20 protein-coding genes are annotated in these 25,242 nt (G+C 64.7%); 12 read left to right on the forward strand and 8 right to left on the reverse strand.

The genetic code is table 11. The features are described 5' to 3' along the window. Window positions 1–110: 110 nt before the first annotated feature. Window positions 111–2,735 carry a bifunctional diguanylate cyclase/phosphodiesterase gene (locus RFM98_RS27400; protein ID WP_430682355.1) on the forward strand — a complete coding sequence of 875 codons (2,625 nt, stop codon included), beginning with the start codon at window positions 111–113 and terminating at the stop codon, window positions 2,733–2,735. Between the two features lie 51 nt (window positions 2,736–2,786). Here RFM98_RS27400 and RFM98_RS27405 read toward each other — a convergent pair whose 3' ends face one another. Further along, window positions 2,787–3,971: a Gfo/Idh/MocA family protein gene (locus RFM98_RS27405; protein ID WP_320311700.1), complete on the reverse strand. Its 1,185-nt coding sequence runs from the start codon at window positions 3,969–3,971 to the stop codon at window positions 2,787–2,789. A 262-nt stretch (window positions 3,972–4,233) separates the two neighbouring features. Here RFM98_RS27405 and RFM98_RS27410 point away from each other — a divergent pair, with 262 nt between their 5' ends. The 9 genes from RFM98_RS27410 (at window position 4,234) to RFM98_RS27450 (ending at window position 14,144) form a co-directional block, all read left to right on the forward strand. Next, on the forward strand, window positions 4,234–5,133 hold the full coding sequence (locus RFM98_RS27410; protein ID WP_320311701.1) for a MurR/RpiR family transcriptional regulator: 900 nt from the start codon (window positions 4,234–4,236) through the stop codon (window positions 5,131–5,133). A gap of 71 nt (window positions 5,134–5,204) precedes the next feature. Next, the gene (locus tag RFM98_RS27415; RefSeq protein ID WP_320311702.1) at window positions 5,205–5,987 is read left to right on the forward strand and encodes an SDR family oxidoreductase; all 783 of its coding nucleotides are present in this window, start codon (window positions 5,205–5,207) and stop codon (window positions 5,985–5,987) included. Then, window positions 5,984–7,510, forward strand: coding sequence for a mannitol dehydrogenase family protein (locus tag RFM98_RS27420; RefSeq protein WP_320311703.1), 1,527 nt, complete (start codon window positions 5,984–5,986; stop codon window positions 7,508–7,510). Before RFM98_RS27415 ends, RFM98_RS27420 begins: the two co-directional genes overlap by 4 nt. Window positions 7,511–7,538: 28 nt before the next feature. After that, window positions 7,539–8,450, forward strand: coding sequence for a sugar phosphate isomerase/epimerase family protein (locus RFM98_RS27425; protein WP_320311704.1), 912 nt, complete (start codon window positions 7,539–7,541; stop codon window positions 8,448–8,450). Between the two features lie 71 nt (window positions 8,451–8,521). Beyond that, entirely contained in the window at window positions 8,522–9,556 is a 1,035-nt protein-coding gene (locus RFM98_RS27430; protein ID WP_320311705.1) for an ABC transporter substrate-binding protein, read from the forward strand. A gap of 232 nt (window positions 9,557–9,788) precedes the next feature. Further along, window positions 9,789–11,333: a sugar ABC transporter ATP-binding protein gene (locus tag RFM98_RS27435; protein ID WP_320311720.1), complete on the forward strand. Its 1,545-nt coding sequence runs from the start codon at window positions 9,789–9,791 to the stop codon at window positions 11,331–11,333. After that, the gene (locus tag RFM98_RS27440; RefSeq protein ID WP_320311706.1) at window positions 11,330–12,316 is read left to right on the forward strand and encodes an ABC transporter permease; all 987 of its coding nucleotides are present in this window, start codon (window positions 11,330–11,332) and stop codon (window positions 12,314–12,316) included. The genes RFM98_RS27435 and RFM98_RS27440 overlap by 4 nt, the downstream gene beginning before the upstream one ends. Beyond that, window positions 12,313–13,299, forward strand: a complete 987-nt coding sequence (locus RFM98_RS27445; RefSeq protein WP_320311707.1) for an ABC transporter permease — start codon at window positions 12,313–12,315, stop codon at window positions 13,297–13,299. The genes RFM98_RS27440 and RFM98_RS27445 overlap by 4 nt, the downstream gene beginning before the upstream one ends. Before the next feature lie 122 nt (window positions 13,300–13,421). Next, the gene (locus RFM98_RS27450) at window positions 13,422–14,144 is read left to right on the forward strand and encodes a Crp/Fnr family transcriptional regulator (protein ID WP_320311708.1); all 723 of its coding nucleotides are present in this window, start codon (window positions 13,422–13,424) and stop codon (window positions 14,142–14,144) included. Window positions 14,145–14,156: 12 nt separating this feature from the next. On the opposite strand, the gene RFM98_RS27455 is transcribed toward RFM98_RS27450, so the two are convergent. The 4 genes from RFM98_RS27455 to RFM98_RS27470 are packed head-to-tail and all read right to left on the reverse strand — an operon-like array spanning window position 14,157 to window position 17,516. Then, complete coding sequence (locus tag RFM98_RS27455) at window positions 14,157–14,600, reverse strand: hemerythrin domain-containing protein (RefSeq protein WP_320311709.1); 444 nt, start codon at window positions 14,598–14,600, stop codon at window positions 14,157–14,159. Between the two features lie 24 nt (window positions 14,601–14,624). Continuing rightward, window positions 14,625–14,756, reverse strand: coding sequence for a cytochrome bd-I oxidase subunit CydX (cydX, locus tag RFM98_RS27460; RefSeq protein ID WP_135858807.1), 132 nt, complete (start codon window positions 14,754–14,756; stop codon window positions 14,625–14,627). A gap of 20 nt (window positions 14,757–14,776) precedes the next feature. Further along, complete coding sequence (cydB, locus tag RFM98_RS27465) at window positions 14,777–15,931, reverse strand: cytochrome d ubiquinol oxidase subunit II (protein WP_320311710.1); 1,155 nt, start codon at window positions 15,929–15,931, stop codon at window positions 14,777–14,779. 13 nt (window positions 15,932–15,944) lie between these two features. After that, a complete protein-coding gene (locus RFM98_RS27470; protein ID WP_320311711.1) occupies window positions 15,945–17,516 on the reverse strand; it encodes a cytochrome ubiquinol oxidase subunit I in 1,572 nt (523 codons plus the stop codon). A gap of 98 nt (window positions 17,517–17,614) precedes the next feature. Here RFM98_RS27470 and RFM98_RS27475 point away from each other — a divergent pair, with 98 nt between their 5' ends. Both RFM98_RS27475 and RFM98_RS27480 read left to right on the forward strand, forming a co-directional pair. Then, window positions 17,615–19,225, forward strand: coding sequence for an ABC transporter transmembrane domain-containing protein (locus tag RFM98_RS27475; protein WP_320311712.1), 1,611 nt, complete (start codon window positions 17,615–17,617; stop codon window positions 19,223–19,225). Beyond that, complete coding sequence (locus RFM98_RS27480; RefSeq protein WP_320311713.1) at window positions 19,222–20,820, forward strand: ATP-binding cassette domain-containing protein; 1,599 nt, start codon at window positions 19,222–19,224, stop codon at window positions 20,818–20,820. Before RFM98_RS27475 ends, RFM98_RS27480 begins: the two co-directional genes overlap by 4 nt. A gap of 31 nt (window positions 20,821–20,851) precedes the next feature. Here RFM98_RS27480 and RFM98_RS27485 read toward each other — a convergent pair whose 3' ends face one another. The 3 genes from RFM98_RS27485 to RFM98_RS27495 all read right to left on the reverse strand — a co-directional run. Continuing rightward, window positions 20,852–22,183 carry an HlyD family type I secretion periplasmic adaptor subunit gene (locus tag RFM98_RS27485; RefSeq protein ID WP_320311714.1) on the reverse strand — a complete coding sequence of 444 codons (1,332 nt, stop codon included), beginning with the start codon at window positions 22,181–22,183 and terminating at the stop codon, window positions 20,852–20,854. Beyond that, a complete protein-coding gene (locus RFM98_RS27490) occupies window positions 22,180–23,913 on the reverse strand; it encodes a type I secretion system permease/ATPase (RefSeq protein WP_320311715.1) in 1,734 nt (577 codons plus the stop codon). Before RFM98_RS27490 ends, RFM98_RS27485 begins: the two co-directional genes overlap by 4 nt. Window positions 23,914–23,944: 31 nt before the next feature. Then, window positions 23,945–25,242 (reverse strand): VCBS domain-containing protein (locus tag RFM98_RS27495; RefSeq protein WP_320311716.1); only part of this gene is annotated, 1,298 nt, incomplete at its 5' end.

The raw sequence follows: 25,242 nt of genomic DNA on the forward strand, positions 1-25,242 counted from the left end.
TAAAATTAAGTTATTGCGAACTAATATTCCCTTGGCGAGGCTCGCTCCGAGAGCCTGAAAGCACAGGGAACCAGGCTTTATTGGCTTTTTTCGCCGATATTTTCGCCCGCGTGAAGGGTGGCGTCTTTTCACCGGCGAGGATCCCGGTGGCGATCGCCGTTGTGGTTATTGCCGTTTGCGCGGTGCTCGCCGACCATCAAAACAAGATCGTTTCGGATCAGGTCGACCGCGCGGACGTCCTGGCCAAGGTCAATGTCGTTCGCGCCAAGCTCGAAGGGAAGATCAACGGCAACCTTCAGCTGGCGCGCGGACTGGTCGCGGCAGTCACGACCGAACCCTACATGGGACAGCAACGTTTCGCTGAGCTTGCCAGCAGACTGTTCAACGAAGAGTCCCAGCTTCGCAACATTGCCGGCGCGCCCGACCTGGTCATTTCCCTGATGTACCCGATGGCCGGCAACGAGAAAGCCATCGGCCTCGATTACCGCAAGAACGACCAGCAGCGTGCGGCGGCGCTGCGCGCGCGCGACGAGCGCAAGCTCATTCTCGCCGGCCCGGTCGATCTGGCGCAAGGAGGACAGGCGTTCATCGGCCGATTTCCGGTATTCGTCAAAAGCGCGGGCAACACCGAACGGTTCTGGGGCATCGTTTCCGCTGTCGTCGACGTGCAGCGCCTCTACCAGGCGAGCGGTCTTCTCGACAAGAATCTCGGGATCGACATCGCCCTTATCGGCAATGACGCCCTTGGCGCCAAAGGAATGCAGTTCTTCGGTAGCGAACGGGTCGTCAAAAGCGATCCGGTGATGGCCGACGTTCTTTTTCCATCAGGCTCCTGGCAGATCGCTGCCATTCCCAAGGGCGGTTGGCCCGCCACGCCCGCCAACGCCTGGCGGCTCCGGGCGATCATGGCGGCAGCAGCGGCGCTGATTTTGATTCCCTTCCTGGCAGCGGGCCGCCTGATCAATGAAAGACAGCGTAACTACTGGGAACTGAACCGGCTATCGCGACGGCTGGAACTTGCTCTGGAGGCGTCAGCCATCGGAGTGTGGGAGCATGACCTCGAGACCAATCACCTCGCGTGGGACGATCGTGTCAACGAAATATACGGCAGAGAGGCCGATGGCGGGGAACGCGGATATCGGGACTGGGCCGAGGCGATTCATCCTGCCGATCTGCCTCAGGCACTTGCAGACTTCGACAAGGCCGCGGCCGAGCGGGGCACATATTCATCGGAATACCGGATTGTCCGTCCGGACGGCGAAATCCGTCATGTCCGCTCCAGGGCTATCTTCTACCAGACCGTAAACAACTCGCCGCGAATGGTCGGCGCGGAGTGGGACGTGACGGCAGACGTTTTGCTGAATACCGATCTGGTTCGTGCAAAACAGCTGACCGAGTCGAAAAATACGGAACTTGAATCTGCCAGGGCGCGCATAGAACACGTCGCCCTGCACGATTCGCTGACGGATTTGCCCAATCGGCGTTACCTGGACCAGGTGTTGGAAGACTATGCGGCAAAGGCCAGGCTCAGCGGGGGCTACGCGGCGCTGCTCCACGTCGATCTGGACCGCTTCAAGCACATCAACGATACGCTCGGCCACGCGGCGGGCGACGCAATGCTGGTGCACGCATCATCCGTTCTCCAGTCCAATGTCGGCGACCGCGGTTTCGTCGCTCGGGTGGGAGGAGACGAATTCATCGTGCTCTGCACGGTGCATGACGATGTCGGCCGGGCGGCCGAGCTCGCCAACCGCATTATCGACGAGATGCGCAAGCCCGTTTACTACCACGGCAACCAATGCCGTTTCGGCGTCAGCGTCGGAATTGCGATCGACAACGGTAAAGACGCCGATGCCAAGCAGCTGCTGGTCAACGCCGATATCGCGCTCTACCGGGCAAAACGGCGAGGCCGCAACCGGCATGAATTCTTCAGTGGCGAGCTGCAAAGCGAAATCGTCAACACGAAGAGAATAGCCGACGAGATTCTGGCCGGTCTCGAGCGAAACGAATTCGTCGCATTCTACCAGCCTCAATTTGACGCGAAGACGCTGGAAATCGTGGGCGTTGAAGCGCTGGCGCGGTGGAAACATCCAGAGAGGGGAATTCTGGCACCTGACGTTTTCCTGAAGACTGCCGAAGAACTGAACGTCGTCTCGGTGATAGACCGGAAAGTCCTCCAGCAATCGCTAATGGATTTCGAAGCGTGGTCCGCCGAGAAGATTGGCATTCCGCGCGTGTCAGTCAACGTTTCGGCGCGGCGCCTGCAGGATGAGCAACTCCTGAAAAGTCTGCGGGATCTCAACATCAGAAAGGGAACCTTTTCCTTTGAACTGGTCGAGTCGATCTTCCTCGACGACAACGACGATCTGGTCACGTGGAACGTCGAGCAGATCAAGCAACTCGGCATCGACATCGAAATTGACGATTTTGGCACCGGCTATGCGTCCATTGTCAGTTTGCTCAAATTGCAACCGCGCCGCTTGAAGATAGATCGCCAGTTGGTGGATCCTATCGTGAACTCGCCGCAGCAAAGGCAAGTCGTCTCCTCGATCATCGAGATCGGCAAATCCCTGGGTATCGAAATCATTGCTGAAGGCGTGGAAACGATGAAGCACGCACGTCTGCTCAAGGGGCTAGGCTGCGACATATTGCAAGGCTACGCATTCGGGCGCGCGATGGATCCCGAAGGATTGAGAAGCTTTGTTCGATCTCGTCGGTTGCGCGTCGCAAGTTGATCCTGTTCGAAATCTCCGGCCGCCATTCGCCTGCGGCGCGGTTCGCACGCCTCACTCGAACCTCGCCGCCGTCCACGCGCCACCGGCCCCACTCGACTCCACCGCCGCCGCCACGAACTTCACGCCGCGCGCGCCGTCGACGACATCGGGCACCTGCGCCACGCGCTTTGCATCGACCGTGCCGCCCGAGCGATGCTCGCGGATGATGTCGGCGGCGTCGCGGTAGAAATTGGCGAAGGCCTCGATATAGCCCTCCGGATGCGCGGCCGGCATGCGTGACATGCGCCGAGCCTCCGCGGTTGAGCCATGGCCGCCGCGTACCAGCGTGCGCGTTTCCTCGCCATAGGGCGAGAAGCGCAGTTCCTCCGGCCGCGAGCCCGACCATTCGAGACCGGCCTTCTCGCCATAGATGCGCACCGAGAGATCGTTGTAGTGGCCGGGCGAGGTCTGGCTGGCGAGGATCGTGCCGCGCGCTCCGCCCGTCCAACGCAGCAAGACATGCGCGTTGTCGTCGAGCCGCCGCCCCGGCACGGCCGTGAAGAGATCGGCGGAAACCGCCTCGGCCTCGAAACCGGAGACGAAGCTTGCGAGGTTGAAGGCGTGAACGCCGATATCGGCGAGCACCGCCGATTGCCCGGCGCGCGCCGGGTCGGTGCGCCATTCCGCCTGCTTCTGGCCTTCGGCGTCGATCGGCTTGGTCAGCCAGTCCTGGATGTAGGCGCCGTGCACCGAGACGATGCGGCCAAGCTCGCCCGCTGCCACCATCTCGCGCGCCTGGCGCACCATGGCGTAGCCGGTATTGTTGAGCGTGACGACGAAAAGGCGTTTTCTCGCTTTGGTCAGCGCCACCAGCGCTTGCGCCTCGGCAAGCGTCGTCGACAGCGGCTTGTCGCAGATCACGTCGATGCCGGCTTCGAGGAAGGCGGTCGCGATCGGCGCATGCAGGTGATTGGGCGTGACGATGACCACCGCCTCGATGCCGTCCGGCCGTGCCGCTTCGGCTTTCGCCATGGCGTGGTAGTCGGCATAGCTGCGCTCGGGCGCGATGCCGATCTCGGCGGCGGAGGCCGCGGCATTGTCCGGATCCGAGGACAGCGCGCCCGCGACCAGCGCGATCTGGTCGTCGAGCCGCATGGCCAGGCGGTGCACGGCGCCGATGAAGGCATTGCGGCCGCCTCCGACCATGCCGACCCGGAGGCGTTGACGCGACATACCATCGGCGGTTGCATAGACCATGATTGCGATTATTCTCCTCGCTTAGAGGTCGGCGCCGGTATTTGCCGCAACCGACCACTATTGTTTTCGAATGATATTTCTATTTTTTGTTTTGTAAAACGATTGTGCCGCGTTAGCTTTTTGCACAGGTCCAGCTAGAGCATGATCCCGAAAAGTGGGAACCGGTCTTCGGAAAAGATCATGCTTCAACAAGCGGGCCGCATCCGAAGGGTAGGGATCGGATGACGCATCCGATGGTTGGGGTCACAATGAGGCATATCCTATGAGCGGCCGCCACGGAGCGGCCGACGAACCGTCTGCCCATAGCCTGGAGACGGCCGCGAGAAAGCGAAGCCGCTCGCTTGCGGCGCTGGGTTACACCAAGCCGCAAACCTACGAAGAATTGCGGGCGGTGCTTTCGTCAGGCACGGTGCATTTTCCGAAACGGCTTCGTCAGGTCGCGATCTTCCTCTGGCAGCATCCGAGCGAGGTAGCGCTGGGCACCATCGCGCAGGTGGCGGATCAGGCCGGCGTGCAGCCCTCGACGCTGGTGCGCTTCGCGCAGATCTTCGGCTATTCCGGCTTTTCCGATTTCCAGGCCCTGTTCAAGGACCGCATGAAAGGCTCCTGGCCGGATACGCAAGGCGGCCAGGAAAAGGCGACGGAACCCAACGCACACCTGCATTTCCTCAACGGCCTGGTCGGCGCCTCGCAGGCCTCGCTCGGCCGCATCGGTAACACATTCGACATCGACAGTTTCGAGACGATGATCGACCATCTGGCGGCGGCGGAGCTGATCTATGTGATCGGCAGCAAGCGTGCCTTCCCCGTTACCACCTATCTGTCGCTCACACTTTCGCAGCAGGGCGTGCGCAATGTGCTGGTCGACAATGTCGGTTCGACCGCGCTCGACCAGGTCGGCTGCATAAGCCAGCGCGACGCGGTGCTTGCGGTCTCCTTCAGCCCTTACAATTCGATCACGCCCGACCTCGTCGCGGTCGCGCATGAGCGCAAGGCGCGCATCGTAACAATCACCGACAGCACCTTTTCGCCGCTGGTAAAACTCTCCGACACCTGGCTGGAAGTGGTCGAGCAGGACTTTGGTGGTTTCCGCTCGCTTGCCGCCTCGCTGGCCGTCGGCATGGCCTTAGTCCACGGCGTCGTCGCGCGGCGGACAGGCTGACCGGCGCGATTGACTATCGAGAACTGTCGTTCCATGTTTGAAAAAATAGAAACTTTATTCCGGGAGGAGGAATGGAGGTTCGTCTCGACGGAAAGGTGGTGCTGGTCACCGGCGCGACGCAAGGCATCGGCCGGGCGATCGCCGAGATCGCCGCGCGCTCGGGCGCTGCCGGACTGCTGATCACCGGCCGGGACCAGAAGCGCGGCGACGCTGCCGCCGCCAAGCTCTCGGCCATGGGCACTGCCGCCGCCTTCGCTGCTGCCGACCTCGGCGATCCCAAGGCCCCGTCGCGGCTGACACAGGCCTGCATCGAACGCTTCGGCCGCATCGACGGCCTGGTCAATGCCGCCGGTCTCACTGATCGCGCCTCTTTCATCGATGCCACGCTCCACGATTGGTCGTCGCTGTTTGCCGTCAACGCCCGCGCGCCCTTCTTCCTGATGCAGGCGGCGATCGCCGACATGAGGAAGCGCGGACAGGGCGGCGCCATCGTCAACATCCTGTCGATCAACGCGCATTGCGGATCGCCGGAACTCGCCGTCTATTCCGCCACCAAGGGCGCGCTGGCGACGCTGACCAAGAACGCCGCCAATGCCCATCGCTTCGACCGCATCCGTGTCAACGGCATCAATGTCGGCTGGACCGACACGCCGGCCGAACGCATCATGCAGGCCGACACGCTTGGTCAGGGTCCGGGCTGGCTTGACGCGGCCAATGCGACGCAACCCTTCGGCCGGTTGTTTTCCGTTGCCGACATAGCCAACCTTGCCGTCTTCCTGCTCTCCGACGCGGCCGGTCCGATGACCGGCACCGTGGTCGACCAGGAGCAATGGGTGATCGGGGCCAACCGGTGAGCGCACAGCCGCCCGAAAGCCTCGGCCCTGCCCTGCTCGGCCGCCTGCCGTCCGAGGTCCGCAAGCCGGCTTACGATCGCGCAGCGCTGAAGCCCGGGATCGCTCATATCGGCGTCGGCGCCTTCCACCGCTGCCATCAGGCCGAATACACCGACGACCTCCTGGCAAACCGTTTCGACCGCTGGGGACTGGTCGGCATCAACATACGGCCGCCTCTGCTTGCCGGGACGCTTGGGCAACAGAGCGGCCTCTACACGCGCCTCATCCGCCAGAACGACGAGGTGGAGGCCCGCGTCATCGGCAGCATCGCGCGGGTCGTAGACAGTCAGGACAGTGCGGCGCCTGCGCTGGACGTGCTCGCCTCGCCTGACATCGAGATGGTCACCATGACGGTGACCGAGAAAGGCTATTGCCACATCCCGTCGAGCGGCGCGCTCGACCTCGACCATCCCGACATCGCGCACGATCTCGCCAATCCGGAGACGCCACGCAGCGTGCCCGGCATCCTGGCAAGGGCGCTGGAACTGCGCATGGCCACGCACGGCCGGCCGGTGACGCTGCTGTCCTGCGACAACATCCCAACCAACGGCACCATCCTCGGCAACGTCGTGCGCACATTCGCCGAGCGGCGCGGCAGCAAGCTGGCGAAGTGGATCGAGGCCAATGTCGCCGTTCCCTCGGCCATGGTCGACCGCATCGCGCCGGCGACGACCGAGGCCGATATCGACACGGTCGAGCAGCGCTTTGGCTATCGCGACAGCGCCGTCGTCGTCGGCGAGCGCTTCCGCCAATGGGTGATCGAGAACCGCTTCGCCGGCCGCGTGCCGCGCTGGGACCACGTCGGCGCCAGTTTCGTCGATGACGTCACGCCATTCGAGCATCTCAAGATGCGGGTGCTGAACGGCGCCCAGACGACGCTCTCCTATCTCGGCGTGTTAGGCCGCTTCGAGCACACTTCGGATGCTATCGCCGACCCGCTTCTGGCAGGCTTTGTCCGCCGCATGCTGATCGAGGAAACCCTGCCGACGCTGATGCCAGTGCCCGGCATGGCGCCGGCGGCCTATCTCGAGCAGAGCCTTTCGCGCCTCAGCAACACGGCGATCCGTCACCGCAACCACCAGATCGCCACCGACGGCTCGCAGAAGATCGTGCAGCGTCTGCTCAACCCGATCCGCGACCGCCTGGCGAAGGGCGAGAGCATCGCGCTCCTCTCGGTGCCTGTTGCCGGCTGGATGGCCTATCTGATCAAGGCTTCCGCACGGTTCGGCCGCGCCTGGCAGGTGTCCGATCCTTTTGCCGGCAAAATTTCAGCAATTGCCGATCGCATCGGTTCGGACAGCAAAGCGCTTGTCGATGCGCTCCTTGCCATCGACGCCATCTTCGATCCGCAACTTGCCGCCAATGCCACATTCCGCGTTCACGTCGTCGCGGCCCTCGACGGCTTGCTTTCGGATGATCCGATGGGCTTTGTCAGAGGTGTCTGCGCTGAGCCAACAGATGCGCGGTTGAAGCAGCCGGCGTGATCTGCATAGTTAGGAACTGGGAGGGAACATGAAGCTTGGACTGCTCACCGCACCATTCCCGGATACGCCGCTCGGCGAAATCGTCGACTGGGCGCGCTCGGTCGGCTTCGAGGCGTTGGAAATCGCCTGCTGGCCTAAGACGTCCGGAGCAAGCCGCCGCTATGCCGGCACCAGCCACATCGACGTGGATGTCTCGGCCGCGCAGGCCAAGGACATCGCCGCCGAGCTTGCCGGCAGAGGCGTAACCATCTCCGGCCTGGGCTTCTACCCCAACCCCTTGCATCCAGACCAGGCGCATCGCGAGGCGGTGATCGATCATCTGAAGAAGGTGATCGTGCTGGCGAGCAACATGGGTGTGCAACTGGTCAACACCTTCTGCGGCGGCGACGCCTCGAAGACCGTCGACGCCAACTGGGAAGACGCGCAGAAAATCTGGCCCGCCATCATCGCCCATGCCCGCGAGCATGGCGTGAAGCTCGCCTTCGAGAACTGCCCGATGATCTTCAGCTATGACGAATGGCCGGGCGGGCACAACATCGCCTACTCGCCCTATGTCTGGCGCCGCATCCTGGAGGCCTGGGGCGGCGACGTCGGCATGAATTTCGACCCCTCGCATCTCGTCTGGCAGATGATCGACAAGGAGCGCTTCATCCGCGAGTTCGGCAAGAACATGCTGCATGTGCATGCCAAGGACCTGATGATTGATCATGATGGTTTGTACGAGCGCGGAATCCTTTCGGCTGGCATAGGCTGGCAGGTGCCGCGCATGCCGGGGCTTGGGGACATCGACTGGAGCAGGATTTTTTCCGGCCTTTACCGGGCCGGATATGACGGACCGGTCATCATCGAGCATGAGGACCGGCGCTTCGAGGGGACGGATGAAAAGGTCAAGCGCGGCTTCCTGCTTGCCCGCGACGTGCTGCGCCCCTTCATCAAATGACGAAAAACTTGGCTCCGATCGCGTCGGCGCCCTAAGACTGAACTGAAAAATCAATGTGGAGGAGTACTGAAATGAAAAAACATCTGACCGTGGCTTCGCTACTCGCGGGCGCCGCCTTGCTTGCTTCGATGGGCGCCTCTGTCGCTGCCGGCAAGTACACGATCGGCATTTCCAACACCGTGCAGGGCAATGGCTGGCGCGAGGAGATGGTCTGCGCGATGAAGGCGCAGGCGCTCGCTTCCGGCGAAGTGGCGAAGTTGAACATCGCCCACCGCAACACCGACGCCGCCGGCCAGCTCGAGGATATCCGCAACCTGATCAGCGCCAAGGTCGACGCCATCGTCGTCAATCCTGCCGATCCGGCCGGCATCAAGGCCGGCCTCGAGGAAGCGACCAAGGCCGGCATCGTCGTCGTCGCCGTCGACCAGGCGGTAACCGAGCCGTCCGCCTACATCATTTCCAACAACCAGGAACAATATGCCTATCTCGGCGCCAAGTGGCTGTTCCAGCAGATGGGTGGCAAGGGCGAGGTGTTTTACATGCGCGGCGCCGCTGGCGCATCGGCCGACAGCGATCGCGACAAGGGCTTCAAGAAGGCGCTGGCTGAATTCCCGGACGTGAAGGTCGCGCAGGAAGTGTTCACCGGCTGGCAGCAGGATCAGGCCAAGCAGCAGATCCTTTCCTTCCTCGCCACCGGCACGCCGATCAACGGCATCTGGACCTCCGGCATCGACAACGTCATCGTCGATGCGCTGGTCGAACAGCAGGCGCCCATGGTGCCGGTCGTCGGCGCCGACAATGCCGGCTTCGTCGGCCAGTTGAACACGGTCAAGGGTCTGGTCGGCGCCGCCGTCACCAACCCCGGCTCGATTGGCGGCGCGGGCGTGACGCTCGCCCTGCAGATCCTCGACGGCAAGAAGCCGGCGCAGCAGACCGTTCTGGTCGACCCTCAGTTGTGGGACAACGCCACCGACGAGGGCAAGGCCAAGCTGAAAGCGGCCGCCGATCCGTCGCTCAGCCCGGAATGGCCGGTCTCGATCTCGATCCCGGACTGGACCACCTACACCAAGGACCAGATCGTCGCCTGCAAGGGGCCAGGCGAATAAGGGATGAGACGCCCTTCTGCCTTCTCCCCTTGTGGGAGAAGGTGGATCGGCGCGACAGCGCCGAGACGGATGAGGGGTGTTCCAGCGGAGTGAGACGCTGGCTTTCCCTGGAACACCCCTCATCCGTCGCCTTCGGCGACACCTTCTCCCACAAGGGGAGAAGGGGAGGTCACTGCTTCAACCGCCTGCATTAGTTCTGGAACGGGAGCCACACGATTTGACAACAAGCCCGTTGCCGCAAAGCCCTCTCCTCGATGCCACCGGCGTGGCGAAGAATTATGGCGCGGTGGCAGCGCTGCGCAATGCATCGCTGTCCGTATTGCCGGGCGAAGTCCATGCGCTGATGGGCGCCAACGGCGCCGGCAAGTCGACGCTGGTGAAGATCCTGACCGGGGCGATCAACGCCGACGCCGGCCGCATCCTGATCCGCGGCCAGCAGCTTGATGTCCGCTCGCCCGCCGCGGCGCGCCGCGCCGGCCTGCTGCCGGTCTACCAGGAACCCTCGCTGATCCCCGATCTCGACGTCTTGTCCAACCTGCGGCTGACCGGCACGCCGGTCGAGCCGTTCCGCGCCTGGGTGCGCGAGCTCGGCATTCCGAACCTCGACATCCGCGATACCGCGCGCGACATCCCTTTGGCCATTCTGCGCGTGCTCGACCTGGCGCGCGCGCTCGCCGTCGAGCCGGACGTGCTTTTGCTCGACGAGATGACCGCCGCACTTCCCGCAAACCTCGCCGAGAAGGTGCTCGAAGTCGTGCGCCGCCAAGGCGATGCCGGCCGTTCCGTCATCTTCATTTCGCACCGTTTCGTCGAGATTTCCGCGCTCTGCGACCGCGCCACCGTTCTGCGCGACGGCTCCACGGTCGGTGTCGTCGACATCGAACCGGGCATCGAGGAAAAGATCGTCGAGATGATGCTCGGCACCCGCATCGAGAAGACACGTGTCGCCGCACGCGCGGCAGGCGATATGGCGGCCGCCGTCGGCGGTCGACCGCGACTGTCGGTCCGCAACCTGCAGCTCGGCACCAAGCTCAACGACGTCTCCTTCGATCTCGCCAATGGCGAGGTCGTCGGCGTGTTTGCGCTCGAGGGCCAGGGCCAGGACGAGCTCTTCGCCGCCCTCGCCGGCTCGATTCGTCCGACAGGCGGCGCCATCGACGTCGATGGCGCGCCGGTGAAATTCTCGCATCCGAGCGATGCCATCCAGGCCGGCATCGCCTATGTGCCGGGCGATCGCGCCGAGGCTTTAGCCATGCAGCGCTCGGTGCGTGAGAACATCGCGCTCCCCTTCAGCGCCGCGCTTCGCAAATGGGGCCCGATCCGCATGCGGCGCGAGCAGGTGGTGGTTTCCAGCGCCATCGGCAGATTGCAGATCGACACCCGCGCGCAGGGCGAAGTGCAGCGCCTTTCCGGCGGCAACCAGCAGAAGGTGACCATTGCCCGCTGGATCGCGGCGAACGCCCGCACCATCCTTTGCTTCGACCCGACGCGCGGCATCGATGTCGGCACCAAGCAGGAGATCTACAAGCTGCTGCGCGAGCTCGCCGGCCAGGGCAAATCGGTGCTGTTCTATACATCCGAAATGGAAGAGGTGCAGCGTGTCTGCGACCGCGTCATCGTCATCTTCGGCGGCCGCGTCGTCGACACCTTCCCGGTCGAGCTGGCCGATGAGCCCGCGCTGATGCGGGCTGCCTACGGCCTGCCACGCGGCGCCAAGGCGGATGTCGGTATCCTTGCCGACGTGAAACCCGGTTCGAATGCCGAGGCCGCATCATGAGCCGCTTCTTGCGCAACCAGGGCTGGGTCGCCGGCCTGTTCGCCCTGCTGATCTTTCTCTTCGTCATCACCAAGCTGATCCAGCCGGGCTATGGCAGCGGCGACTTCGGCTCGCTCGCGCGGGCTGTTTTGCCCTACGCTTTCGCCGTCGCCGCCCAGACCGTCGTCGTCATCGCCGGCGGCATCGACCTTTCGGTCGCCGCCATGATGGCGCTGACCAGCGTGACGGCCGCCTCGATGATGAACGGCGCCAGCGAGGAATATGCGCTGTTCGTCGTGCCCTTCGTGCTGGCCATGGGGTTCGTGCTCGGCGCATTGAACGGCATCCTCATTGTCGTCACCCGCGTGCCCGACATCGTGGTCACGCTGGCCACGCTGTTCGTGCTGCAGGGCGCGGCGCTGCTCGTGCTCGGCGCTCCCGGCGGCGCCGCTGCCGAATGGCTGAAGGCGATGATCTCGGGCACCGTGCCGATACCGGGCGTCCCCGAGACCATCGATGCCTGGCTGCCCAAGGCACTGCTGGTGCTGATTGTCTGCCTCTGCATCATCTGGATACCGCTCCGGCGCTCGCGCCTTGGCCTGTCCATCTACGCCATTGGCTCGAGCGAGCTGGCCGCCTTCCGCAGCGGCGTGCCGGTGAAGCGCACCAGGATCATCGCCTATGCGCTGTCGGGCCTGTTCGCAGCCATGGGCGGGCTGGCGCTGACGATGAGCACGGGCATCGGCGCGCCCATCCCCGGTCCCTATCTGCTCGCCAGCGTCGCGGCGGTGGTGCTGGGGGGTGTGGCGCTCGGCGGCGGCAAGGGCGGCCTGCTCGGGCCGATCATCGCCGTCTTCGTGCTCAGGCTCGTTCGTACTGACCTCACGCTTTTAGCCATCGATCCGAACGTCACCGCGATCATCGAAGGCCTGATCATGGTTGCGGTCGTGATGTTCGGCGCCTTCATCACCATCCGCGGCCGCCCGGTGGGAGCAACGCCATGACCGACAGCGCGACCTTGCCCCAGCCGGTCTCGTTCGGCCGCCGCCTGAAGCGCTTCATGGCGGACCGGCCACTCATTCCGCTGATCATCCTGCTGATCATTCTCGTGGTGATCCTGCAGGTCTTGCGCCCCGGCATCGTCAACGAGCGCTGGCTCGCCAACACGGCGAAATTCGCCATCCCGCTGGCGATCCTCGCCGGCTGCCAGACCATGACCATGCTCACCGGCGGCATCGATCTCTCCGTCGGCACGGTGGCGACGATGAGCGCCTTCATCATGGCGACCCAGATCGTCAACCAGGATCCGACGGTGGCTTTCCTGCTGGCCATGCTGCCCGCCGTGCTGATCGGCCTCGTCAACGGCGTCGGCGTCGGCGTCTTCCGGGTGCACCCGCTGATCATGACGCTCGGCACCAGCCTGATCGGCACCGGCTTCCTGCAGGTCTATCAGCGCACCGTGATCGCTTCGGGCGCAAAAATCCCGGATTTCCTCAACTGGCTGGGCACCGGCGTCAGCTACGGCTTTCCCAACGCGCTTCTCCTGTTCGTGCCGGTGGCGGTGCTGATCGTCTTCACGCTCAACCGCACCGGCTTCGGCCGCCTGCTCTACGCCGTCGGCGACAACGAACGCGCGGCGCGTCTGTCCGGCGTCCGCTACTGGCAGGTGATCACCGCGCTCTATATCGTCTCCAGCCTGCTCGCCGGCATCACGGGCCTGCTCTATATCGGCCTGATCAAGGCGCCCTCGCTGTCGCTCGCCGAGCCGCTGGTGCTGCCCTCGGTGGCTGCCGCCGTTATCGGCGGCACCTCGATCTTCGGCGGCCGCGGCGGCTACACGGGCACCATCATCGGCGCGCTGATCCTGACCGTGCTCACGACGCTGCTCACCATCCTGCAGATGCCCGAAGGCGGCCGCCGCATCCTGTTCGGCTTCATCGTGCTGTTCGTGACGGCGGCGTATCTGCGGATCGTCGAGGACAGGTAGAACCGGCGAACGTGGCCGAGACAGCTACGGCTCACTCCGCCGCCTGCAAGCACGGGCTGCGACGCTATCGCGCCCCCGCATGCGTTGCTGGCAGGCGGAGGGAACACTATAGGTGTTCCATCGTGCGCGAGGACATTCACACGGCGGGCGTCCCGGTGCTCTGCGTTTCATGCGAGGCGCGGCATCGTGGCATATGCGGCGCGCTCAACTCTGAGCAGCTTGTCGCCCTTGCCAAATCGACGAAACGGTACAAGGCCGAGGCCGGCAAGGAACTGATCGGCGATTCCAGGAGCGTCGAGCGCTTCTCGAACGTGCTTTCGGGCGTCGTGAAACTGACCAAGACGCTTTCCGACGGCCGCCAGCAGATCGTCGGCCTGCAATTCGCACCCGATTTCCTCGGCAGGCCCTTCCAGACCGAGAGCACGCTCTCCGCCGAGGCCGCGACCGACGTCGAATTGTGTTCGTTCCCGCGCCAGGCGCTGGAGCGCATGATAAAGGAGCAGCCTGACCTCGAGCATCGCCTGCTCGAACAGAAGCTGCGCGACCTCGATCAGGCGCGCGACTGGATGGTGGCGCTCGGCCGCAAGACGGCCTCCGAGAAGATCGCGAGCTTCCTTTTGATGATCGTGCGCAACATCGATCCCGCCGCCGGGCCGGAGCGGCGCGGCGCCGCTTTCGACCTGCCGCTGTCGCGCGCGGAGATCGCGGATTTCCTGGGTCTCACCGTGGAGACGGTGAGCCGGCAGATCACCCGCCTGCGGAGCGAGAATGTCATCCGCATCGAGAACAACCGCCACGTCATCGTCGATGACATCGAGCGACTGGCTACGCGGGCCGGAGATTGATCCCCTGTCCCTTTATTGGTGATCGAGTACCTCGGGCAGCACATGGTCGTGCTCGAAGGCGATGTGGCGGCGCATCGATTCGAAAAAGGCACGCAGCATGTAGCCGAACGCCTCGGGATTTTCGATCGGCCGCCCGTGGCCGTAGGCAAGCAACGCCTCGCTGAGATCCGCCGCCGCGCTTTCGTCTTCCAGATGCTCGAGCTTGAGCCTCGCGATAGTGTCTTCCTCGCCGGTTCTCCGCACAAAGGCGGGGAAGACGACCTCTTCCTCGAAGCGGTGGCACTCACGCAGCAACGGCAAAAGGTCGGCCGCCACGGCCAGACACTGGAGCCGGTCGACACGCGACGGCAGGTCGTCGGCAATGCCTTCGAGTATGTGGCAGAGCGCAAGCTTCTGTACATGCGCCCGTCTCATGTCCGCCGGATTGTGCAACGGCTCGGACTTTGCGCCCGTCATGATCGCTCCTCCGTCACGCCCGGCTCAAGGCGTGGGCAAGGCGACAGTGTCCTCGACGGGTTCTTCGCGGACGGTGCGCAGCTCGTACCAGAGCGCGTTGAGGATACCGACGGAGGCGGCCAGCCCGAGGCCGAGTATCCAGGAAAAATACCACATGGTCAGAAACTCCGGTTGGATCAATAGGCCGACGAGCCCGCTTTTTCGACGCTCTTTTCGCCGACTTTGCCCCACAGCACGCTGTAGACCCAGGCGGTGTAGGCAAGGATCAGCGGCATGAAGATCACCGTGGCGATCAGCATGTTGCGCAGCGTGGCGCGGCTCGACGAGGCGTCGAAGACCGCGAGCGAATGGCTGGGGTTGCTGCTCGACGGCAACAGGATCGGGAACATTGCGAGCCCCACCGTGGCGATGATCATCGCAACGCCGAGCTTCGAGGCAATGAAGGTCCACCCTTCGAGCCGCGCCTGGAAACCGGCGGCGGCAAGCAATGGCGCGGCGATGCCGAGCGCGGGCACGATCCAGAGCAGCGGGTGAGCATGGAAGTTCGCCAGCCAGGCGCCGCCGTCGGCCACCACCGTCTTGACCAGCGGATTGGACGGTCCGTCCCAGACGATTGGCGACGTTACGCGGTAGCCGCCGAGCAGACCGAGCCAGACCAGCACGCCGCCGCCGGCAAAGAGCGCCGCCGTGACGATTGCCGAGCGCGTTCCGACAGCGCGGGCGCGGTCGGCGACGCTGCCTTCGGCCTTGAAGGTCAGCCAGGCCGCGCCATGCGTCACCATCATGGCAAGCGAAGTGAGGCCGCAATAGAGCGCGAGCGGATTGAGCAACCCGAAGAGGCTGCCTTCATATATCGGGCGCAGGTCCGGCGTTAAGTGGAACGGCACGCCCTTGAGCGTATTGCCGACGGCGACGCCGAAGATCAACGCCGGCACCGCGCTCCCGACGAAGAGCGCCCAGTCCCAACGCGTGCGCCAGGCCGGATCCGGTCGCTTCGAGCGGTACTTGAAGGCGACCGGGCGCATGATCAGCGCCAGAAGCACCAGGAACATCGCAAGGTAGAAGCCGGAGAAGCTCACCGCATAGAGCGCCGGCCATGCCGCGAAGATGGCGCCGCCGCCGAGGATGAACCATACCTGGTTGCCTTCCCAGACCGGGCCGATGGTGTTGATCGCCACACGCCGCTCGGCATCCGTCTTGGCGACGAAGGGCAGCAGGGCGCCGACGCCCATGTCGAACCCGTCGGTCGCGGCGAAGCCGATCAGAAGCACGCCCAGCAGTATCCACCAGATCACGCGCAGCGTTTCATAGTCGAAGAGAAATTCGATCATCGTCGTGATCCTTTCACTCTGCCGGTTGCATCGCGGGGTCGGTGCTCGGACGCAGGTCATCGATGACCTTCGCGACCTCCGGCCCCTGGCGAATGGCGGCCAGCATCAGCCTGACCTCGATGACGGCGAGCACGCCGTAGACGAGCGTGAAGCCGGCGATGGTGAGCAGAAGGTCGCTCACGCCAAGTTCCGACGTGGCAAGGAAGGTCGGCAGCACCCCGTCGATGATCCAGGGCTGGCGGCCGAATTCGGCCACGAACCAGCCGACCTCGATGGCGATCCACGGCAGCGGCATGGCGATGAGCGCGGCGCGCAACAGCCAGCGCGGCGCTTCCGTCTCCCGCGTCGTATGCCACAGCGACACCGCAAACAGCGCCAGCAGCGCGAAGCCGCAGGCCACCATCAGGCGGAAGCCGAAGAAGAGCAGCGGCACGTAAGGCACCGTCGACCAGGCCGCGTCCTTGATCTGCTGTTCGCTCGCCTGCCGCGGATCGGGCAGGTACCGTTTGAGCAACAACGCGTAGCCGAGATCCTTGGAGCTGGCATCGAAGACCGCGCGGGCGCCGGTGTCCTTGCGGTCCGCCTTGATCTTCTCCAGCGCGTCATAGGCGAGGATGCCGTTGCGGATGCGGGCTTCCGCATGGGCGACGAGCTCGTCGATGCCGGCGATCTGCTTGTCGACCGAGCGGGTGCCGATGATGCCCATCACCCATGGAATGCGGATGGCGAAATGCGTCTCCCGATCGCTCTGGCTCGGGATGCCGAACGCCGTGAACGATGCCGGTGCCGGCTCGGTCTCCCACATGGCTTCGATGGCCGCGAGCTTCATCTTCTGATTGTCGGTCAGCGCATAACCGCTCTCATCGCCGAGCACGATGACGGAAAGGGCCGATGCCAGGCCAAAGGCCGAGGCGATCACGAAGGAGCGCTTGGCAAGCTGGACGTGGCGCCCCTTCAGCAGATACCAGGCCGAGACGCCGAGCACGAAGGTGGCGGCGCAGACATAGCCAGCGGAAACGGTGTGGACGAACTTCGCCTGCGCCACCGGATTGAAGATCACCGCCACAAAGTCCGTGACTTCCATGCGCATCGTGTCCGGGTTGAAGGCCGAGCCGACTGGGTTCTGCATCCAGCCATTGGCGATCAGGATCCAGAGCGCGGAGAAGTTGGTGCCGAGCGCCATCAGCCAGGTCACGATCATGTGCGCGCGCGGCGTAAGCCGGTCCCAGCCGAAGAAGAACAGTCCGACGAAAGTGGCTTCGAGAAAGAAGGCCATCAGCCCCTCGATGGCGAGAGGCGCCCCGAACACGTCGCCGACATAATGCGAGTAATAGGCCCAGTTCATGCCGAACTGGAATTCCATGGTGATGCCGGTGGCGACGCCCAGCGCGAAGTTGATGCCGAACAGCACGCCCCAGAACTTCGTCATGTCGCGCCAGATGGTGCGGCGGGTCATCACATAGACGGTTTCCATCATGGCGATCAGGATGGAAAGGCCGAGCGTCAGCGGAACGAACAGGAAGTGATAGAGGGCCGTTAGTGCGAACTGCAGCCGGGAAAGGTCTACGAGGAGATCGTCGGACATGGAAGTATCCTTTCTGGCTACGTCTCTTAACGCGCAGAGGATATACTCGACTTGACATGGATCAATTCGTTTCGTCCCGGGTGTGACAAAAGGAGTGCATGAAGATAGCCGCCGTTCCCGTACCGAGCCCTGATCTCGCCGCCTCGGCGCCTGCCGCATTCGAGGCGCTCTCCACCGCCGAGCGATTGGCAAGGCCCGGATTGCGCGGTCTTGTCGCCCTGCAGGCGGTTCGCACAGCATTGAGGCTCGGCTTCGCCGCGACGGCGGCGATGGCCGCTGGCCGGCTCATGATGGGCGAGGCGGTCTATCCGTGGCTCGTCGCCGGGATGATCGTGCTGCTTGCAGCTGCCTGCTTCGCCGGATACGCCGCCGAAAGGATGCAGGCTTCCTCGGAAAACGCCGTGTCGACGCGGCTGCGAACGCTGGCAGGCGAGCGACTGAGCGAAATGCCGGCGCGGCAGCTGCAGTCGCTCTCGACAGGCGCCTTGATCGTCTCGATGCAGCGCCATCCAGAGTCGATCGCCGCGCTGGTGGTGGGCCATCGTGCCGCCTCGGCCATGATGGCCGCCGGCCCCTTGCTCGCGGCCATTGTGCTTTGCTTCGTCTCCTGGCAGGCAGCGCTGCTGGTCCTCTGCCTGACGCCGGTGATGATCCTGTTCTTCGCACTGGTGGGCGACGCCATTCGCCGGCGCGCCGACGCCCAGGAACATGCCTTCGGCCGGCTGGCGGGCCAATTCGCCGACCGCGTCCGCACGCTGCCCACAATTCTTGCCAGCCACGCGACGGCAACCGAGGAGGCAAAACTCGGCCAGCGCCTGGAGGGCTACGCGGGCAAGACGATCGGCCTTCTGCGTATCGCCTTTGCGAATGCCGGGATCATCGACTTCTTCGCCTCGCTCTCGATTGCGATCCTCGCCGTCTTCCTCGGCCTCGGGCACCTGAAGCTTGCGACGATCCCGGGCTTCTCCAATCTCGAGCTCTGGCAAAGCCTGTTCATACTGATGATCGCGCCGGAATATTTCGCGCCGTTCCGGCGCTTCTCGGAACAGTACCACGCCAAGGCGGAAGGGCTGGCGGCCGCCGACGCGCTGGACCGGCTGCTCGATGGAGGCCCGGTCGTGGCCAAGGCCCTGCCGGTGCTCGACCGGCTGTCCCTGGCGCTGCCGGCGCATGGCCTTGTCGCCATCGTCGGCCCGAGCGGATCGGGCAAATCGACCTTGCTGCGCCGTCTCGCCGGCCTCGAACCGGGCGCGGCGCCGGGGACCCATCCGTTGGCCGCGGAAGAGATCGCCTGGATTTCGACGGACGCTTACGTGCCCGAAGGAACGCTGGCCGAGGCCATTTCGTGGAACGCCGGTGCGGTAGACCGGAACCGGCTGGAGAACGTCGCCCGCGCGATCGGGCTGCTCGACGACGCGCTGCTGCCCGGCGGCCTCGTCGCCTGGCTGGACAAGGGTGGCGCCAATCTTTCCGGCGGCCAGCGGCTTCGCATCGCGGTCGCCCGCGCGCAACTTCGCGGACGAACCGTGCTGGCCGACGAGCCGACGGCAAAGCTCGACCGCGAGACGGCCGAGGCCGTGCGGCATATGCTGCTCGAGATTTCAGGGGAGCGGCTGGTCGTTGTGGCGACACATGACCGGGACCTCTCGGCTGCCGCCGACATCGTGCTCGATCTCACCCACGGCGATGCCGTCGAGGCGGCGGCATGAGCGCGGCATTCCAGTCATCGAGCCGGAAGTCGTGGCGGCTGGCGACGGGCTTTGCCTTTGCCGCGCTGGCCTGCGCCATATTGCTGGGCGGCGTTTCCGCCTGGCTGCTCGGTTCGGTGGCGATCGCGGGCCTTTCCGCCGCCGCCTTCACCTTCAACTTCCACATCCCGGCGGCGCTGGTCCGGCTCTTCGCGGTCGGCCGCACCGCCGCCCGCTATGGCGAGCGCCTGACCGGACACAAGGCGGCGCTGGCCGATCAGGTAGCGCGTCGCGTCGAGCTCTTCGCTGCCATGGCGGCGGCGCCGGTGGTGCGCCGGGCGGGATGGCAGCTCGGCGACGACGCGCGCCTTGCCGACTATCTCGACGACGTCGAGGACCTCGACTACGCCAGGCTGCGCGCGGGCCTGCCGGCGCTGACGCTCGCCTGCGGCCTCGCGATCCTGATCGCGGGCTCGGCGGTGCTGGCGCCTTTGTCCCTCCTGCCGATCACCTTCTTGCTGCTTGCCATCCTGTTCGCGGGGAACCGGGTGGCCAAGGCTGGCGCCATGGCATGGGGTGAGACCAGGTCGCTGCGTCGCCGGGGCGCAAGCCGGCTTGGCGCGGCCATGGCGTCAGCCGTCCCGCTGAAGGCGGAGGGCGCCTGGAGCCGCGAATGCGCCGAAGCCCTTGCCGCGCTGTCCCGTGCCGATGGGGCGTTGCTTGCGCTTCGTCAGCTGCAGGCGGTGCTGGACATGCTCGGCGCGGCCCTCGGTCCGGTTGCCGGCATCAGCGTGATGGCAGCCGCCTGGCATGCCGGCAGGCAGGGCGCTGACCTCCTCCCGCCGATGCTGCTCGCCTTCTCCTGGCTGGCGCTGAGCGAAACCATGAATGGCGCATCGCGCATGTTGGTGGCCGTGCTTCGCCGCGACGCGGCTCGCATCGAGATCGGACAATGGATGCGCGGCACTGCGGCGGACAGGCGCGAATTCGCACCGGATGACGTCAAGCCCGGCCTCCTGCGTCACGGCGCCCTGCAGCGCCGCGCGCCTGACGGCCGGGCGATTGGAATGCCCGTCGCCCTGCTCCTCGCACGCGGCCGGCCGACGGTGCTCGTTGGCGCAAGCGGTTCGGGCAAGACGAGCCTGCTCAAGCAGATCGCCGGCTGGATCGGTGACGATGCCCTTGCCGCCGGCGACCGCATCCTGTCGGCAAGCGAGCGCCGAGCACTCGTGGCACTCGTCCTGCACGACGCGGTCGTCCTCGAAGACACCGTTCGCGCCAATCTCTTCGCCGGCGATGCCCCGGATGCGGCACTCTGGCGGGCGCTGGAAGCCGTCGAGATGGACGGTCGTATCCGCGAGGCGGGCGGGCTGGACGCCTGGATCAGGCAGGACCGGTTCTCGCTTGGCGAGGCGCAGCGCATCAATCTCGCCCGCGCCTGGCTGTCGACCAAGCCCCTCATGCTGCTCGACGAGCCGACCGAGCACCTCGACGAGGCGCAGGGGGAGCGTATCCTCGATCGGCTGCTCGCCCGCTTCAACGATCGGATCGTCGTCGTCTCCACCCATCGCGTGCCACCGCTACGCGACGCCCGCACGATCGAGCTGCACCCGTGAATGCCATGCCAACCGGGGGCTGGCGGCCTTTTCACTCCTCCTTGAAGGCGTGAGCGAAACTGTCGGCGACCGGCTGAAACAGATATTCGAGCAGGGTTCGCTTGCCGGTGACAACGGAGACGTCCACCGGCATTCCCGGATATAGCTTCACTTGTGGGAGCTTCTTGAGTTCATCGGCACCCACCTCGACCGTCCCCCTGAAAAACGTCGCGCCGCTGCGCTCGTCGATCTCGGCGTCGGCCGAAACCCGGGTAAGGGCGCCCTTCACCGTGGGTGTGGTTCTCTGCTTGTAGGCGACGAGCCGCACCGTCGCCGGCAGACCGGGGCGAACGACATCGATATCCAGCGGCTGAATCTTGACGTCCAGCACCATCTTGTCCTGGTCGGGAACCAGATCGAGAATAATCCCGCCGGGGGGTACAACTCCGCCCGGCGTGAAATACCGGAGGTTCATTACAGCCCCATCTTCCGGCGCAACGACATCCCGGCGCGCCGCGCGCGCGTCGGTCTTCTGAAGCGCCTTTTCGAGCTCGGAGCGTTTGGTCTGGACGTCACGAAGATCCTCGGCGGCCTTCTTGACATAGGAGAGCCGGCCATTGTCGATCTGCGCGTCCGCCTCGGCGATCTGCTGCCGGAGGCTTTCTATGTTCCCACGGTTCGAGTCAGCCTCGCCCTGTGCTGCGATGATCTGCCGTTCGAGCTGAAGCACGCGGGACTTCACCCCATAGCCTTTCTTGAGAAGTGTGCGGGCATCCGCCAGCTCCTCCCGCAGAGACGGCAACTGGATCTCGAAGGCCGCAACTCTCGCAGCGAGCGCCGACATCTGAGCATGGTACTGGGCGATCCGCTGCTGCCAGACCTCGACCTCCGACGCCTGAACCTTGGCCTGGTCCTGGAAGATACGCTCCTGCCCGGCCATGGCCTCGGCGACGGTCGTCTCGCTTCGCCGGGCCGACAGGTCCGCCGAAAAAGGAATTGTCTTCAGGCCGTCTCGCTGCGCGATCAGGCGGGCTTCGCCGGCGAGCGCGGAATCGAGTTCGCCGCGCACGGCATCGCGATCGGATTCCGCGTCGAGCCCGTCGAGGCGGACCAGTATCTGACCCTGCTTGACCAGGTCTCCTTCCCGGACCAGGATTTCGCGGATGATGCCGCCTTCCAGGTGCTGGATGGTCTTGCGGTTGCTGTCGACCTTCACCACCCCGGGCGCGACCGCCGCGCTCGTCAGCGGCGCGGTGGCCGCCCAGAAGCCGAAGCCGCCGAACAACAGGCCGATGACGGTCAGGCCGCCGAAGACATGGGCACTCACCGCCGGCCAGGCGGGCGGTGGCGGCGGCATTTTCAACGACAGGGCGGCTTCCGTCACGATCCGGTCCTTTCGGAGCTCACGACCCGGACCTGCGGCGGGGCGGACTGCTGCTCGGGGCGGCGCAATTGCGCAAGCACGACGTCGCGCGGGCCGAACAACTGCGACTGGCCTTCGTTAAGCACCAGGACGCAATCGACGTTCACCATCATCGACGGGCGGTGGGCGACGATCACCACCGTCGAGCCTGCCTCCTTCATGGCGGCAATCCCCTGGTTCAGCGCTTCCTCTCCGACGGCATCGAGATTCGAGTTCGGCTCGTCCAGCACCACCAGCGCCGGGCGGCGATAGAGCGCCCTGGCAAGGCCGATGCGCTGGCGTTGCCCGCCGGAGAGCACAGAACCCTGTTCGCCGATCTCGGTATCGTAGCCATTCGGCAGCCGGAGGATCATCTCGTGCACGCCGGCCATCCGGGCGGCGGCCACGATCTCGGCCGGATCGCCTTGCTCCATACGGGCAATGTTCTCGCGGATGGTGCCGGGAAAGAGTTCGACGTCCTGGGGAAGATAGCCCACATATGAGCCGAAGTCGGCGCGGTTCCAGGCAAACACGTCGACGCCGTCGAGCCGCACCCGCCCTTGCTGTGGCGAAAGCATGCCGACGATCAGGCGGGCAAGCGTCGACTTGCCGGCGGCCGACGGCCCGATCACCGCAAGCACCTGGCCTGGCGGCACCACGAAGGAGAGGTTCCTCAGCACGGGCTCCTTGGCGCCGGCCGGCATATATGCGACGGCGTCGACCGAAAGCTGCCCCTTGGGCCGCGGCAATTCCATCCCTGGCGGGCGCAGCGACGGAGCCTCGAACAGCCGGTCCAGCCGACGCCAGGCCTCGCGAGCGGCGGTCGTCTGCTTCCAGGTTGCGATAGCCTGCTCGACAGGGGCGAGCGCGCGCGACATGATGATCGAGGCCGCGATCATGGCACCGGGCGAGACTTCATGGCGCAGCGACAGCCAGGCGCCGAGCCCCAGCACCGCGACCTGCAGGAACATCCGGAACGGCTTGGTGAATGCATTGATCAGGCCGGCCCAGTCGCTGGCGGCCGTCTGCAGCGCGAGCACGGACGCGTTGGCCGCATCCCAACGCCGGGCGAGCACGCCGCCCATGCCCATTCCGTCGATGACTTCGGCGTTGCGGAAACCGGCATCGGCCGCTTGATAAGCGCGCGCGGAAGCAGCGTTTGCCTGTTTGAGCGTGCCTGCCGTCAACGCGTTGTTGGCAAGGGCGAGGCCGAACAGGATGATCGCGCCGCCCAGCGCCAGAAGTCCGAGCAGGGGATGCAGCAGGAAGATGAAGCCGAGATAAAGCGGCATCCATGGCGCATCGAACAGCGCCACGATGCCGCCGCCGCCAAGATAGCCGCGCAGCGTGGCGAGGTCGCGCAGCGCCTCGGTGCGGTAGGAGGAGCCGCGCAACGCGTTCTCAAGTCCGCGGCCCAGCACCTGCGGCGACAGCACGCGATCGATCCAGGCTGCGAGCTGCACCAAGAGCCGCGAGCGGAAGAATTCGAGCGCGCCCATCGCAGCGAGCGCCGCCGTCGTAATCAGCGTCAGATAGACGAGCGTCTCCACACTGCGTCCCGTCAGCACGCGATCATAGACCTGCAGCATGTAGATCGAGGTCGAAAGCACGAGCAGGTTGATGACGAAGCTGAACCCCGCCACCGCGGCGAAACCGCCGCGGCAACGCGAAAGGGCAAGCTTGAGCGCAGAGTGGTCCTGCATCACAATCATCTACCTCTTCATAGTCATCCTACGGGTCCCATCAGGCATGGAGATTGAAGTCTGCGCTGCTCAGATTGTTCACCCCTAGGAGGTGGATTTCGATGACGTCCGCACCGCTTGTAATCGCCTCGGCCGACGGACCGACATTCGCGTAGACAATGGTGTTCGTCCCATCCGTCGTCCAACCGACGCTGTGCGCGGCAAGCGTTGTCGAAGCACCTAAGTTGGTCGGAGTGCCAGTCAGGTTGAGTGCGTTCAGGAAGTCCAGTTTGTCCGTCCCGTGCAGGAAGTCCTGGATCGTATCGAAGGCGGCATGTGTAGAATCGGTAACTGCCGTGTAGACGAAATGGTCGGCACCGTCGCCGCCGACCAACCAATCAGCGTTCGCCTTTCCAATAATCGTGTCGTTGCCTGCACCACCGAAGATATAGTCGACGGCAGAGGTTCCGGTGACGCTGTCCGTGCCAGCTCGACCGTCAGCGATAGTCGGATCGGTACTTACCAGTGTGATCGTGTTGTCAACACTGCCCCCATTGGCGTTTCCGATCCAAACGGTGAACGACTGTGGAGTCGATGAAGTCGAATGATTATCGGTGGCGGTGACAGTAAGGGTGCCTGTTGCCGAGCTTCCTATTCCGACGTTGGCGGTCAGCTCTCCGTTTGCTGCAACCGCGACTGTCCCGGAGCCACTCCAGGTACTTGCAAAGGAGACACTATCGCCTGCATCCGGATCCACGGACAAGAAGTGGCCCAAATCGACAGGATTCCCGTCAGCGACCGGGGCCGAGGCCGGGACGAAGACCGGCGCACTCGGCGCATGGTTGGTCACGGGCTCGTCGGCACCGTTCACCGTGATGTCGATGACATGGTCCGTGCCGTCGGTCGACGACACATGGATCTGGTCGTGCGGATGGTCCGCCGAGGTCAGAGCCTGGACATTGGCCGCGGCATTGTTGAGCGTGTAGACCCAGTTTCCGCCGGCATCGATGGTCAGCGACCCGTAGGTACCCGCGATCGGGTTGCTGCCGTTGTGTACCTGGAACGAACTCTGGCCCGCGTCGGGGTCGTTGACGGTCAAAGCCCCGTTTACGGTCAGCACGGCATCCTCGGTCACTGCACCGGTGCTCGTGCCGCCGATCACCGCCGCGTCGTTGGCGCCGTGGATGGTGAAGCTGACCTGCTTGGTGGTGCCGTCGAGGGCGGTGACGGTAAAGGTGTCGACCTTGGTGTCGTTCTCGCCCAGATACTGCACGGCGGCATTGGCCACCGAATAGGTGTAGGAGCCGTTGGCGGCCAGCGTCAGGCTGCCCAGGTTGCCAGCATCGCCGCTCACCGTGG

It is taken from the genome of Mesorhizobium australafricanum (assembly GCF_033977265.1).
Classification (GTDB): Bacteria; Pseudomonadota; Alphaproteobacteria; order Rhizobiales; family Rhizobiaceae; genus Mesorhizobium; species Mesorhizobium australafricanum.

What these genes read in the sequence shown, in the direction of transcription:
- RFM98_RS27410 (WP_320311701.1), top strand. Translation starts at nt 4,234, where the DNA reads ATGAGCGGCCGCCACGGAGCGGCCGACGAACCGTCTGCCCATAGCCTG.
- cydB (WP_320311710.1), bottom strand. Translation starts at nt 15,931, where the DNA reads ATGATCGAATTTCTCTTCGACTATGAAACGCTGCGCGTGATCTGGTGG.
- RFM98_RS27490 (WP_320311715.1), bottom strand. Translation starts at nt 23,913, where the DNA reads ATGATTGTGATGCAGGACCACTCTGCGCTCAAGCTTGCCCTTTCGCGT.
- RFM98_RS27445 (WP_320311707.1), top strand. Translation starts at nt 12,313, where the DNA reads ATGACCGACAGCGCGACCTTGCCCCAGCCGGTCTCGTTCGGCCGCCGC.
- RFM98_RS27480 (WP_320311713.1), top strand. Translation starts at nt 19,222, where the DNA reads ATGAGCGCGGCATTCCAGTCATCGAGCCGGAAGTCGTGGCGGCTGGCG.
- RFM98_RS27425 (WP_320311704.1), top strand. Translation starts at nt 7,539, where the DNA reads ATGAAGCTTGGACTGCTCACCGCACCATTCCCGGATACGCCGCTCGGC.
- RFM98_RS27475 (WP_320311712.1), top strand. Translation starts at nt 17,615, where the DNA reads ATGAAGATAGCCGCCGTTCCCGTACCGAGCCCTGATCTCGCCGCCTCG.
- RFM98_RS27415 (WP_320311702.1), top strand. Translation starts at nt 5,205, where the DNA reads ATGGAGGTTCGTCTCGACGGAAAGGTGGTGCTGGTCACCGGCGCGACG.
- cydX (WP_135858807.1), bottom strand. Translation starts at nt 14,756, where the DNA reads ATGTGGTATTTTTCCTGGATACTCGGCCTCGGGCTGGCCGCCTCCGTC.
- RFM98_RS27405 (WP_320311700.1), bottom strand. Translation starts at nt 3,971, where the DNA reads ATGGTCTATGCAACCGCCGATGGTATGTCGCGTCAACGCCTCCGGGTC.
- RFM98_RS27455 (WP_320311709.1), bottom strand. Translation starts at nt 14,600, where the DNA reads ATGACGGGCGCAAAGTCCGAGCCGTTGCACAATCCGGCGGACATGAGA.
- RFM98_RS27430 (WP_320311705.1), top strand. Translation starts at nt 8,522, where the DNA reads ATGAAAAAACATCTGACCGTGGCTTCGCTACTCGCGGGCGCCGCCTTG.
- RFM98_RS27440 (WP_320311706.1), top strand. Translation starts at nt 11,330, where the DNA reads ATGAGCCGCTTCTTGCGCAACCAGGGCTGGGTCGCCGGCCTGTTCGCC.
- RFM98_RS27470 (WP_320311711.1), bottom strand. Translation starts at nt 17,516, where the DNA reads ATGTCCGACGATCTCCTCGTAGACCTTTCCCGGCTGCAGTTCGCACTA.